Genomic DNA, 12,174 nt, shown 5'->3' with positions numbered 1-12,174 from the left:
GCTCATAGCCTCAGGCGACCTGCCGCCTGCTGTTTTCAACGAGGGCGGCGTCGAAGCGATCGAGCTCCGCCTCGTCCCAATATCGCACTCCCAGCCGCATCACCGGTTTCGGAAATGTCGCGCCTGGCTTGTTCACCCAGCGCCAAAGCGTCTGCTCGCTGATGTCGCCAAAGCGCTCTCTGACCGCCGCGGCCCGGACCCATCTTTTTTGCATGGCAAGCTCCTCTTGGGGCGCCCGCGCGGTCAAATCTTCAGTGGATTGAGCCGGGCGGACGCAGATCAAACGTCTGCGTTTCCCGAGGCCGCTGCCATTCGGCCGATGGCCGAAGGGACAATCAAAACCGCATGAAACCCGGGTCGGGGCGCCTATTGCTCAGGCCCCTTGGGGTCTGTAGGCGTGCGTCGCTCTGTTGATTGCCGAATATAGTTTAGGCGATGAGGGTGGATGCTATGATCGCCGAAGTCAATGCGTCAAGCGTCAGATGTCCACACCCAACTTGCGCGAGGCGAGAGCGACCACATTCTCCCGGCTGCCGGCGCCGACGATCTCATCCAGTCGATTCGCCCACGCCTCAAGCGCCTGGCGTTTTTCCCGGGCGTAGTCGTGCCTGTTGTAGATCGCAGCAACGCCGCTGATGACGCCGCTCTTGTGGTTCAGCACTGCCTCGACGACGTGCACCGCAATGCCCAGGCCGGCCATGCCCGAGGCGGCCGTTCGCCTGAGGTCGTGCAGCGTCCAGGGCTCGATCGAGAGTTTCGGATCGGCCGTCTCCTTGCGAGCTGCTTCGAGCATCTTCTCGTCGATCTTTTTCTTGGCGCGGCTGTATCCGCTGACCGGCGTCTCGGCGTTCGTGGAGAGCACGAATTTGGGCTCCTCCTTTCCGCCCTGCTTTTTGTCGACCACACGCGGCAGCGCGCCGAGGATGCTGATCACCTGAGGCGCCAGTGGCAGGACCTGGCGTCGACCGTTCTTCGTCCGCTCCGGCGGAATCGACCATGTCGCGTCCGGGACGCTGAGCTCTCGCCATTCCGATGCGGCCACCTCGTCGCGCCGCTGTCCGGTGAGCAGCAACAGTCGCGCGAGATCCCCGAAGGGCCAGCCGACAGCGGCTGTGGCGGCCCACAGCCAACGAATTTCGCCCTCGGAGAGCACCCGATCGCGCGCCCGGGGCGGCGCCGGCACTTCGATGTCCCTGAACGGATTCTCGGTCACGATCGCCTTCGCAGCGAACCACGAGAAGGCTTTCGACAGGAGCGCGCGAACTCTCACCGCGGATTGCGGCCGGCCGGCCTGGAGGAGTTTCCCCTCGCTGTCCAGCTGGTCCTCTGCGATTCCGTCGATGAGCTTGACGATGTCGTGCCTGCTGATCGATCGAATGCGCCGGCGACCCCACTTCGGGTTGATCTCCCTGTTGATGAACGCCTGTGTTTCCGCAACGGTGCTCGGCTTGTTTTCCTTCGTGGCATAGCGCTTGACGAAATCGGCGAAGGCCTCGGTGACCGTGAGGTCGGCTGTGGTGGCGTCCCTGCCGTCTCGAGGATCCTGGCCCTGCCTCACAAGCCGCAGCGTGCTCTCGGCCGCCTTTCGCGCATCGTGCAGGCCGAGCTTCGGCTTTGCGGCGCCGTAGTCGCCAATCGCAAGTTTGACGTTCTCGCCTGTGGCTGGCGACCTGTAGCGGACGATCCATTTGAGCGCTCGCGGACCGACGATCAGATAGAGCCCCGCCTGGCCGCCGTCGGGGACCTCCCGCTTGCTGGCCGGTCGCTTGTCGGACAGTGCGTCGATCTTTTTCTGGGTCAGTGCCTCGGCCATGTGTCTCACTCCCAAACAGGACACGTTTCGAGCCACAAAAGCAGGTGGCAGTCGTTGCGTGGCGATGGAATGATCATTGAGGCTAGATCGGCCTACGTCAATGGATTTTCAGGGTTTTTCCCCCTGGTATTTCGAGGGAGATGAGTGGTGATGAAAATGTGCAGCCCATAATTCGTAATGATGGGGTCAGGTGTTCGAGTCACCTAAGCGGCACCATTTTTCTCAGACATTTGCCCGCACTTGCTCCCGACGGGCTGCTCTGGACGCCCCCATTTATCGACGACAGCAAAATGGCAGGCGGTGGCTTGCGTCAGGCGCCAATTGGCAGGATGTTGTACGAGGGAAACGGGAGGCGAACCGGCACGCTGGCGCCAAAACGGCTGCTGGAATTATCCGATGTCGCGAGCTTGCTTCGCCTTTATCGTCCTGATTGCTGTCTTCATCCAGCCGGTGGGAGCAGGCAGGTGGATTTCTCATCTGCTTGACCGTTCTGCCATGGCTTCAGCCTATGCGGCAGAATCCGACCTTGTAACCGCCTACACGACAGGAATGGCGCGCATCCGGCTGAAGCTCGCGGGACGTTCTGGCGAAACCGACCTTGCGGTCCCTCTCGAACCAACGCTCTTGCGAGCGGAATTCCGGGCCCGGACATGGCGCGCGGCGGACGGCAGTCTGTTGCAGGGTTTCGCAGGGACTGGCGGCTTCCGGCTGACGCTCGGAAATTGCCTTGCCCGCATCTGCGCTGCCAGCGAATGCAGCGATGCCGGTTGGCCGGTTTTCAGTTGCAGCGACGGCCGTAAGCGCAAGATGTCGGCTACGGACTTTGCCGTCGCGGTTTTCGACGGCGTCTCCTATCGACGATTGAGCGCTGCCCCCTCTCAGCAGTAAGATCGACCCACAGTGAGTTGCCTGCCCGCGTTGCGGCTGAAACGCCCGCCCGTTTCCGGAGCGGGCGCTTTTGGTAAATCCTGTCAGTGGTCAAAAGCCCCAATAGCCGGGATGCCAGCGATGGCGGAACCAGAATCCGGCATGCCAGTGGCCGACCGGACGCATCATCACCCGGTGGTTCGGCACGCAATTGCCCCATCGGTTCATGTGCCAGGCGGGGCCGCATCGCCAACCAACGGTTTCAATGGGACCGCCGCTTTGAATGGGGATTGGGACGGTACCGGGCTTTGCCGTTGGCAGAGCCTGCGAGCCGACACTCGACAGCATCAAGGTGCCTGCCGCAATCGCGATGGGTAGAATGTGTTTGGTGAGCATGACTGTGTTCTCCATGTTCACACCCCCGCGAACAATTAACCCGCTGCCACCTGAATGTTGACTGAACGGCGCAATCACAAATGCGTCATTTGGCCATGCCGCCGCCTCGCCGACATGCGTGGAACACGCCCTGCAAGAAGCGTTGAAAGGCGATGACAGGTTCGACTGCCGTGCCAGCAAGGCCTGCACCTTCGCGAGATCACCAAAAACCCCGACCTGACGCCGGGGTTTTCGCTTCATGGAAAACAAACAAGCTTGCCGCCGCTCGGCTCAGCGGCCGGCTTCCGTCTGCGCAGGGCAGCACAGTGGCGGTCAGGCCATCTTTGCCAGGATCTTGGCCATGTCTGCGGTGTCGAACGCCCGCAATGTCTGGGTTCTGATGTTGCCCAGCGATGCGATCGATAGGGCTAGTGCGGTCGCGGCAATGTCGTCGTCGGCTTCTGCGACCGCCACGACATCATATTGTCCAAGCGTCCACAACAGCGTGTGAACCTTGATCCCGTTCTTGCTGGCCATCGCCTTGAAAGCTTCAGCACGCTTCTGGGTGTCCTTGATGCTCTTGATGCCTTGATCTGTGAAACTCGACAGCAATACGTAGTAAGCCATTGGTTCCTCCCACAAATGGGGAGCGTACGGGCGCTCACGGCGCGTCCGCCGTCTCCCAGAATGACGATAGCACGAGCCGGGCGCGCGAACCACAGAAGGCCTGCGCGGCTGCCGCACCCGCTATTTCACCGGTCAGCTGGGGGAAGCACGAAATCCGTTCGCTACAGCGTCGCCACGGTCTTCAGCGCGCCGTCGAGCATGTCGCCCTTCTCGTCTTTCAGCGCCATCTCGCGCAGCCGCCGGATCCAGTCGGCGGCATCCGGGCGGCCCTTGACCAGATCGAGCGCCGACAGCACGCGGTCGAATTTCGACTGGGCGCGGAGATGAGTGTCGCTGTAGCCCTTGATCAGCCGGCGGCAGTTGACGATCTCGACAGCCAGCGCGTAATCAGCCGGCACATAGCCCAGCGCCAGCGCATACCAGCGATCGAGATGGGCAATTTCGACCTGGTGGCGCAGCAGGCTGCGGCGCCAGCGGCGCAAGCCGCCGATGAACCACAGAGCGGCGAAGCCGGCAGAGCTGTCGGTGCGGATGCGGCGGCCATGGTTGATGCGGCGGTCGAGAAAGGCGGCGAGCTTCGGCCGGTCCTCGATGTAGCTGCCGAGCCCCGCCGGCAGCGTGCCGCAGAATTCCTCGATGCGCGGATGGAAATATTCGGTCACCTGCAGGATCGAGCCGTCCTTGACGCCGACCTCGCGGCGCACGCGCTGGTCTCTGGTCGAGCGCGTCTTCAGATCGGCAACGCGGATCATGTCGTCATAGCACATCGCGTTGGCGAGATGCTTGGCGGCGGCGATCGACAGCGCATAGGCCTGTCCGGCACCGTCCAGCGCGATCGCCCGGTCGAGCCGGTCGAGATACTCGCCGCCATAGGCGATGTCCTGATAGTCGACGACCTTTTTCAGGCCGCGCATCGCCATGTCGCGCGCTGGCTCCGGCAGCGCGGCGACGCGAGCCGCCAAGGCCTGCCAGCCCTTCAGCAGGCTTTCCGGACCGCTGACTTTTCCCGCCGCATCAGGGACGCTCTCGGCAGCCACGGGTTCCGCCGCCTGTGGCGCTGGCGAGCCGGTGCCGCGCGCGCGATCAAAGGCAGCGCCGAAGGCGGCGAGGCTGGCCTTGACGCCGCGACCACCGGCACCGATCGCCTGCTCATAGCTTTCGCGGGTGAAGGGCAGCGCGTCGGATCCGGCCAGTGCGCCGAGCAGGCTGGCCGAGATCATCGAGCCGTTGTCGGCGGCGATCTTTTCCATGTCGAAGGCGATGAAGCGCTTGGCCGCAGCTTCCGCCGTTGCGTGCACCTTTGACGACGATGCGCGGCCGTCGCCGGGTTCGATCTTTTCCGACACCGCGGCAATGCGGTGCGACGAGGCGATCAGCGTCGTGCGTTCAGGCGTGACGAAGCCACGGATGATGGCGCGGCCGGCCTCCATCAGTTCGGCGGCGATCAGGATGTCGACATCGCCCTGCGACGGCGACAGAGCGAGGACCGGCGGGCGGCCGGTGTCGCGGCACATCTCGACATAGTAGATGGTGGCGCCGGTGCGCTGGGCGACGCCGGCAACCGAGGTCGATTGCGCGACATAGCCATTGCGCTCGGCGACGTCGGCGATCCAGTCGGCCAGAACGCCGCCGCCCTGGCCGCCAACCGCCAGCACAGCAAGCTTGATGACGCGCTCGTCATGCTGCGCGTCCGCCCTGGAGTGGGATGAAGGCTCAAGCATCGGCGAATGTCAGGCGCCGGCTTTCGCGGCGGCGCTGCAAGAGGCCGATGGTGGCGCGTCGCGTGGCTTCGAGGAAACGATCCCAGTGGCTCGGGTTGTGCACCACGTCGGCGCGGTAAAAAGACGGGCAGAGCACCGCCGCATCGGCGACCTCACCGCAATTGCCGCAGCCGACGCAGCTCTGGTCGATATGCGCCACCGGATCGTCGCGCAGCGGATCGTCCAGCGACTTGACCGACAGCGACGGGCAACCGGACAGCCGCATGCAGGCGTGATCGCCGGTGCAGATATCCTCGTCGACGCCGAATTTCGGTTTGACGACGCGCTCGCCGCCCTTGATCGCCTTGTCGACCAGCGGCTTTTCACGACGCTGCCGGTTGAGCATGCATTCGGACGAAGCGACGATGACCTTTGGCCCCTTCTCCTCCGTCGTCAGCGCCTCGCGCAGCGTGTCCTGCATCTTGGTCACGTCATAGGTGCGATCGATGTGGCGCAGCCATTTGACGCCCATGCCTTTCACCGCCTCGGTGATCGGATGCTTGGTCGATTTGGTCTTGTTGCCGGCGCGCGATGAGAGAATGTCCTGGCCGCCAGTGGCGGCCGAGTAGAAGTTGTCGACGATGACGATGACGCCGTCGTTCTTGTTGAACACCGCATTGCCGATCGAGGAGGTCAGGCCGTTGTGCCAGAAGCCGCCATCGCCGACGAAGGAGATCGAGCGGCGCTTGGCATCGGGCGAATTGAATGCCGAGGCCGAGGCCGGCCCGAGCCCATAGCCCATGGTGGTGGCGCCGAGCTCGAAAGGCGGCATGATCGAGAACAGATGGCAGCCGATGTCGGAGGCGATGTGGTGCTTGCCAAGCTCCTGCTCGACCAGCTTGGTGGCGGCAAAGATCGGCCGTTCCGGGCAACCGACGCAGAAGCCGGGCGGGCGGCCCGGCACGACATTGATCAGGTCGGCAATGTCGAGCCCGTCGCCGACCTTGTTTGGCGCGCGCACCTCGCCCGGCAAAAGATGCGGTGCGGTGGCGCGCAGGAAGGAGCCGATGCCGTCGAGCATGACCTGGCCGGTGTATTCGCCGGCCATCGGCAGGTGCTCCTTGCCGACGATGCTGGTACCGCGCCCGGCCTTGTGCAGCATCGAGGCGAACGCCTGCTCGATGTAGTTGGGCTGGCCCTCCTCGACGACGAGCACGGAGCCCTTGCCCTCGCAGAAGCCCAGGAACTCGTCATCGACCAAGGGGTAGACGGCATTCAGGACGTAGAGCGGCACGTCGGTGCCGCCAAAGGTATCGGCAAGGCCGAGACGCTGCAGCGCGCGGATGACCGCATTGTACATGCCGCCCTGCAGGACGATGCCGACCGAGCCATGATCCGGCCCGAAGATCTCGTTGATCTTGTTCCTGCGAATGAAATCGACCGCCGCCGGCCAGCGCTTCTGCACCTTCTCCTTCTCGTGCAGAAAGGAAGCGGGCGGCAGCACGATACGGCCGGTGTCGCGACGCGGCGCGTCGAGCGCGTCGGCTACCGTCATCGGCGGCCGCTTGTTGTCCTTGGCGATGAAATGGCCATGGACATGGCAGCAGCGGATGCGAACCTGCAGCATGACCGGCGTGTTGGAGGCCTCGGACAGCTCAAAGCCGTCCTCCACCGCCTTGACGATCGACGGCAAGTTCGGGCGCGGATCGAGCAGCCAGACCTGGCTCTTCATGGCGAAGGCATGGCTGCGCTCCTGCATGATCGAGGAGCCTTCGCCATAGTCCTCGCCGACGATGATCAGCGCGCCGCCGGTAACGCCGCCGGAAGCGAGATTGGCGAGCGCATCGGAGGCGACATTGGTGCCGACCGTCGACTTGAAGGTCGCCGCACCGCGGATCGGATAGTGCACCGATGCCGCCAGCATGGCGGTGGCTGTCGCTTCCGAGGCGCTGGCTTCAAAATGCACGCCGAGCTCGCCCAGTATGTCCTGGGCGTCGGCCAGCACGTCCATCAGATGGCTGATCGGCGCACCCTGATAGCCGCCGACATAGCCGACGCCGCATTGCAGCAGCGCCTTGGTGATGGCGAGAATGCCTTCGCCGGCAAACTCCTCGCCGGCACCGAGCCGGAGTTTTTCGACTTCCTTGGCAAAAGACCGTTCGGCCATTTTTGTCTCCTTCCGTTACCGCCCGACGCCGGCGGCGCGTAGGTCTAGATGTCGTGCTTGCGAATGTTCTTCAGCATCTTCAAAAGCGTGGCGATCAGCGCGGCATATTCGGCATCGTCGACATCGTCGAACATCGCCTCGAAGGCGTCATGCATGGCCGGCCAGGCGCGAGTGAACTCGGCGCGGCCTTCGTCGGTCAGGAACACGTGGCGGATGCGGCTGTCGGTGACGCCCTGCTCGCGCCGCACAAACCCTTGCCCCTCCAGCGTGTCTAGCGTGCGGCTCAAGGTGGACTGCTCGATCACCGTATAGACCGAGAGATCGTTGACGGTGACCCCGTCGGTGATCGACAGCACGGCCAGCGTGCGGACCTGCGGAATGGTCAGGCCCTGCTTGCGGAAATCGTCACGCAAAGTGGCGTTGTAGCGGCCCATGATGCGGTTCATCAGATAGGGCGCGAATTGCTGCAGGCCGATCTCGCCCAGGGTCGAGATGCGCTGGCGTTTTTCCGGGGGCTTCTGATCCATCACAACCTCCCCGCCAGCAGGAAGCCGGAGCCGCCGCCGAGGCCGGCGCCGGGATGGGTCGAGGCGCCGATGTGATAGAGGCCTTTGATGCCTGTCTGATGGTTGCGGCTGGCCTTGAATGGCCGCCACAGGAACGACTGGTCGATGGTCGACGAGCCGCCATAGGGATCGCCGCCGACCAGATTGATGTTCATCGCTTCGAGATCGGCCGGTGAATAGGCGCGGCGCGCGATAACGCTGCCCTTGAAGCCGTCGATATGGCTGGCGAGGATGGCCTCCGCACGATCGGCATAGGCTTCGCGCAGCGCCTCGGTCCAGCGGCCGTCCGCAGGTGTCTGTAGCGTGCCGGCGGCGTCGCCCTTGATGTGCCTCGGCGCCTCGGGCAGTTGCAGCCAGAGGATCGCCTTGCCGTCCGGGCAACGCGACGGGTCGAGCGCGTGCGGCTGGCCGACACAGATGGTCGGCACCTCCGGCAACAGGCCGCGCACGGCCTCATTGCAGGCCTTCGACACACCATCGAGCCCCGGTGTCAGATGCAGCAGAGCGACCTTGTCCAGGCCTTCGCCGCGCCATGCCGGCGGCTTGCTCAGGGCATAGTGGATCTGGAAATTGCCCTTGCCGTAGCGGTATTTCTGCGTCGCCTCGACATCGTCCTTGGGAGCAATTGCGCCAAGCAAGCGCCCGTAAAGCTGCGTCGGCGTGACCGAACAGATGATGCTCTTCCTCGCATTGACGGTCTCGCCCGAGGCCAGCCGCACACCGGTGGCGCGGCCGCCGGTCAGGATGATGGAGGCAACGTCGGCTTCTGTGGAGATGACGCCGCCGCGCTCGGTGATGACCGCCTCGAAAGCCGAGAGCAAGTTTTGCGCCCCGCCCTTGACGATCGGCGCCCCGGCGGCTTCCAGCGCGAAGGCAATAACCCTGGCGATCTGGCCGGAAAATGCGTCTTCGGGCCCCAGGCCCGCATGCAGCACCCAGGGCGCCCACAGCGCGCGGATGGTGTCGGACTGGTAAGTGCTTTCCAGCCAGCAGCGCGCCGGCGCCAAAGCTTCGCCGAGGAACGCAGCAAGGCCGCGTGGGCCACGCCGCCAGACCTCGCCCGCCAACAGCTTCGCCGTCGAGTAGGACCACAGGCTGCCGCCGAGCAGGCCGAACAGCAGTCCGGCATTGCGCTCGATGTCGCCGACATCGCTTCCATGCTTGTCGCCGTCACCCGCAGCAATCGCATTGATCGCAGCGACATTGGCGGCGCGGTCGGTGCTGAGCACGGCATGGCTGCCGTCCGGCCGCAGCACGCCGGTCGGCGTGCCGGCGTGGCAGAATTCCAGCCCGTGCCGCGCCAGGTCCTTGCCCAGCGCCGCATAGGCCGGCGAGGTGATGAACAGGACGAAGGTCGTCGCCATCACATCATGGATGAAACCGGGCGCGGTGATCTCCTCGGTGCGCATGCAGCCGCCGATACGGTCGTTGCGCTCGAGGATGAGCACCTTCGCGCCCTTGCCGCCAAGCATCGCCGCGCAGACCAGCGCGTTGATGCCGCTGCCGACAATGATGTGATCCGGCTGGCTCACTTCAGCGTGCCTTCGCTTAGCCTTTCGACACAAGCGCCAGCGCGCGGATCGGGCTGCCGGTGCCGTGTTCGATCTTCAGCGGCGCCGCGATCAGGATGGCGCCTTTCGGCGGCAACTGGTCGAGATTGCAGAGGCTGGCGAGGCCGTAGCGGTTGGCCTTGTGCATCAGCGTGTGCGCCGGGAATGGTGGCTCCATGCCGCCGGCCTTGCCAGCATCGGTGCCGATCGTTTCGCTGCCCCAGCCCTTGATATTCTTGCTGATCAGGAACTGGATGGCTTCGGCGGTCGGGCCCGGCGTGTGCGGGCCGGTTTCGTTGGCGTTGAGGAATTCGGCTTCCGAGCCGTTGCGCTTGTACCAGTCGGTGCGCATCACCACCCACTCGCCGGCGTTAATGGCGCCATGCTTGGCCTCCCATGCCTTGATGTGGTCGACGGTGAGCAGGAAGTCATGGTCGGCGGCGGCTTCCTTCGAGCAGTCGATGACATTGACCGGGCCGACGAAATTCTGCGCCGGAATGGTGTCGGTGGCGCCGTCCGGATAATCCTTGCCGGTGATCCAATGCTGCGGCGCGTCGAAATGCGTGCCCGAATGCTCGCCGAGCTTCAGCCAGTTCCAGGCCCACCACGGCCCGTTCTTGTCGTAGCGGGAGATCGAGTGGATCTCGACCTTCGGCGTGTCGACGGCCAGCTCCGGCGGCAGCTTGATCAGCGGCGTGTTGGGTCCAAGTGGCGCCGACAGGTCGATCACCTGGATGGCGCCTGAAAGAAGCTGGCCGGCAACTTCGCCGAGGAGTTTCTGGGTGTCCATGGTCTCAGTTCCCTCTTTTGTCAGTGATGATCAAGGCTCGTCTCGGCCCTTAATATCCTACTAGACGAAAACATATGCATCTGCAATTATCTTTAAGCATAAAGGAAATGGGTTGGGTGGGCGTGAGCGAGTTTGACGCCATATTCGTCGGGGCCGGCCACAACAGTCTGGCCTGCGCCGCGCATCTGGCGCTCAAGGGTTGGAAAACCGGGATTTTCGAGCGCAGTGCAGCAATCGGCGGCGCCGTCCAGACTGACGAATATACACTTCCCGGCTTCCGGCACGATTTCGGCGCGATGAACCTGAGCCTGTTTGCCGGCTCGGCCTTTCACCGGAAATATGCAAATGAATTGAAAACCCACGGGCTGGAATTCGCGCCGGTCGCCGATTGCTTCGCCAGCGCCTTTCCTGACGGCCGCTGGTTCGGCGTCAGCAACGATCTGGAAAAGACGACGTCGCGCATCGCCGCTTTCTCCGCCGCTGACGCGGCCACATGGCGAAAGCTGGTTGCGGCTTTCCCTGGGGAGGCCGAGCATCTGTTCCGCCTGCTGGGCTCGCCGATGAGCGCGCGTGCCCTTGCCGGCACCGCCTGGAACCTGTGGCGCAAGAAGGGCATTGCCGGGGCGCTCGACACCAGTCGTATGTTGCTTTCCTCACCCCGTGCGTGGCTCGAGGAGAATTTCGAGTCGCCCTATGTCAGGGCGACGCTCGCCACCTGGGGCATGCATCTCGATTTCGCGCCCGACATCGCCGGGGGTGCGGTGTTCCCCTATCTGGAATCGATGGTCAACCAGTGTTTCGGCATGGTGATCGGCAAGGGCGGCGCCGATACCATGATCCGCGCTTTGTCCGGCATGGTCACATCAGCCGGCGGCAAGATCGTCACAGGGGCGGAAGTGGCCGAGATCACGGTTTCCGCCGGCAAGGCGACCGGCGTGCGGCTCGCTTCCGGCGAGACGCATAGTGCGACCAAGGCGGTCATCGCCGGCGTCGCTCCCGCCGCGCTAGCCGTCAAACTGTTGCCGAACGGTTCCGGCGATGCCGGCTTCGATACGGCGATGAAAAAGTTCCGCCATGCACCGGGCACGATGATGATCCATCTGGCGCTGGACGAATTGCCGGACTGGCGCGCCGGCGCAGAGCTCCGGCAATTCGCCTATGTGCATCTGTCGCCGTCGCTCGATGCCATGTCGCGCACCTACCAGCAGGCGATGGCAGGCCTGCTGCCGGACGAGCCGGTGCTGGTCGTCGGCCAGCCGACTGCCGTCGACCCGTCGCGCGCGCCTCAGGGCAAGCATGTCCTGTGGGTGCAGGTGCGCATGCTGCCGGCCGAAATTTTGGGCGACGCAGCCGGCACAATCGCACCGGATCACTGGGACAAGGTCAAGGAAACCTACGCCGAGCGCGTCCTCGACATCATCGAGACCTACGCGCCTGGTCTTCGCCACAAGATCCTCGGCCGTGCGGTGTTTTCGCCTGTCGATCTCGAGCGCGAGAACCCGAACCTCGTCGGCGGCGACCAGGTTTGCGGCAGCCATCATCTGGCGCAGAATTTTCTGTTTCGCCCGGCACGCGGTTACGCCGGCTGGAACACACCGGTGGCGCATCTGCACCTCACCGGCGCTGCGACATGGCCGGGCGCCGGCACCGGTGCCGCCTCCGGCTTCATGCTCGCGCAACAGCTTGGCGGGAGGTAGGAGCCAAAGATTTCATAGGGGC

11 protein-coding genes are annotated in these 12,174 nt (G+C 64.2%); 2 read left to right on the top strand and 9 right to left on the bottom strand.

Translation table 11 applies throughout. The features are described 5' to 3' along the window. Positions 1-10: 10 nt before the first annotated feature. A complete protein-coding gene (locus AC1D0N_RS03660; RefSeq protein WP_477241476.1) occupies positions 11-214 on the bottom strand; it encodes a helix-turn-helix transcriptional regulator in 204 nt (67 codons plus the stop codon). Positions 215-478: 264 nt separating this feature from the next. Continuing rightward, on the bottom strand, positions 479-1,813 hold the full coding sequence (locus AC1D0N_RS03655) for a tyrosine-type recombinase/integrase (protein WP_477241474.1): 1,335 nt from the start codon (positions 1,811-1,813) through the stop codon (positions 479-481). A gap of 495 nt (positions 1,814-2,308) precedes the next feature. On the opposite strand from AC1D0N_RS03655, the gene AC1D0N_RS03650 reads away from it, so the two are divergent. Next, positions 2,309-2,701 (top strand): hypothetical protein, encoded by a 393-nt coding sequence (locus tag AC1D0N_RS03650; RefSeq protein WP_477241472.1) that lies wholly within the window; start codon positions 2,309-2,311, stop codon positions 2,699-2,701. 90 nt (positions 2,702-2,791) lie between these two features. On the opposite strand, the gene AC1D0N_RS03645 is transcribed toward AC1D0N_RS03650, so the two are convergent. From AC1D0N_RS03645 to AC1D0N_RS03615, 7 genes are all read right to left on the bottom strand, one after another. After that, on the bottom strand, positions 2,792-3,076 hold the full coding sequence (locus AC1D0N_RS03645; RefSeq protein WP_477241882.1) for a GCG_CRPN prefix-to-repeats domain-containing protein: 285 nt from the start codon (positions 3,074-3,076) through the stop codon (positions 2,792-2,794). A gap of 312 nt (positions 3,077-3,388) precedes the next feature. Next, positions 3,389-3,682, bottom strand: a complete 294-nt coding sequence (locus AC1D0N_RS03640) for a GYD domain-containing protein (protein WP_477241470.1) — start codon at positions 3,680-3,682, stop codon at positions 3,389-3,391. Between the two features lie 161 nt (positions 3,683-3,843). Further along, complete coding sequence (locus AC1D0N_RS03635) at positions 3,844-5,403, bottom strand: indolepyruvate oxidoreductase subunit beta family protein (protein ID WP_477241468.1); 1,560 nt, start codon at positions 5,401-5,403, stop codon at positions 3,844-3,846. After that, positions 5,396-7,549 (bottom strand): thiamine pyrophosphate-dependent enzyme, encoded by a 2,154-nt coding sequence (locus tag AC1D0N_RS03630; protein WP_477241466.1) that lies wholly within the window; start codon positions 7,547-7,549, stop codon positions 5,396-5,398. The genes AC1D0N_RS03635 and AC1D0N_RS03630 overlap by 8 nt, the downstream gene beginning before the upstream one ends. A gap of 44 nt (positions 7,550-7,593) precedes the next feature. Then, positions 7,594-8,076 carry a MarR family winged helix-turn-helix transcriptional regulator gene (locus AC1D0N_RS03625; protein ID WP_477241464.1) on the bottom strand — a complete coding sequence of 161 codons (483 nt, stop codon included), beginning with the start codon at positions 8,074-8,076 and terminating at the stop codon, positions 7,594-7,596. Then, the gene (locus AC1D0N_RS03620) at positions 8,076-9,647 is read right to left on the bottom strand and encodes a phytoene desaturase family protein (protein WP_477241462.1); all 1,572 of its coding nucleotides are present in this window, start codon (positions 9,645-9,647) and stop codon (positions 8,076-8,078) included. Before AC1D0N_RS03620 ends, AC1D0N_RS03625 begins: the two co-directional genes overlap by 1 nt. 16 nt (positions 9,648-9,663) lie before the next feature. Further along, positions 9,664-10,455, bottom strand: a complete 792-nt coding sequence (locus tag AC1D0N_RS03615) for a cyclase family protein (RefSeq protein ID WP_477241460.1) — start codon at positions 10,453-10,455, stop codon at positions 9,664-9,666. Positions 10,456-10,577: 122 nt separating this feature from the next. On the opposite strand from AC1D0N_RS03615, the gene AC1D0N_RS03610 reads away from it, so the two are divergent. Continuing rightward, positions 10,578-12,152 carry a phytoene desaturase family protein gene (locus AC1D0N_RS03610; protein WP_477241458.1) on the top strand — a complete coding sequence of 525 codons (1,575 nt, stop codon included), beginning with the start codon at positions 10,578-10,580 and terminating at the stop codon, positions 12,150-12,152. Positions 12,153-12,174: the final 22 nt, after the last annotated feature.

This window comes from Mesorhizobium sp. P2_E10 (genome assembly GCF_056404235.1).
This window is presented reverse-complemented; position numbering and strand designations above follow the sequence as displayed.

Coding starts and splice junctions, on each gene's coding strand:
- AC1D0N_RS03630 (WP_477241466.1), bottom strand. CDS start 7,549: ATGGCCGAACGGTCTTTTGCCAAGGAAGTCGAAAAACTCCGGCTCGGT.
- AC1D0N_RS03645 (WP_477241882.1), bottom strand. CDS start 3,076: ATGCTCACCAAACACATTCTACCCATCGCGATTGCGGCAGGCACCTTG.
- AC1D0N_RS03650 (WP_477241472.1), top strand. CDS start 2,309: ATGGCTTCAGCCTATGCGGCAGAATCCGACCTTGTAACCGCCTACACG.
- AC1D0N_RS03635 (WP_477241468.1), bottom strand. CDS start 5,403: ATGCTTGAGCCTTCATCCCACTCCAGGGCGGACGCGCAGCATGACGAG.
- AC1D0N_RS03615 (WP_477241460.1), bottom strand. CDS start 10,455: ATGGACACCCAGAAACTCCTCGGCGAAGTTGCCGGCCAGCTTCTTTCA.
- AC1D0N_RS03655 (WP_477241474.1), bottom strand. CDS start 1,813: ATGGCCGAGGCACTGACCCAGAAAAAGATCGACGCACTGTCCGACAAG.
- AC1D0N_RS03640 (WP_477241470.1), bottom strand. CDS start 3,682: ATGGCTTACTACGTATTGCTGTCGAGTTTCACAGATCAAGGCATCAAG.
- AC1D0N_RS03625 (WP_477241464.1), bottom strand. CDS start 8,076: ATGGATCAGAAGCCCCCGGAAAAACGCCAGCGCATCTCGACCCTGGGC.
- AC1D0N_RS03660 (WP_477241476.1), bottom strand. CDS start 214: ATGCAAAAAAGATGGGTCCGGGCCGCGGCGGTCAGAGAGCGCTTTGGC.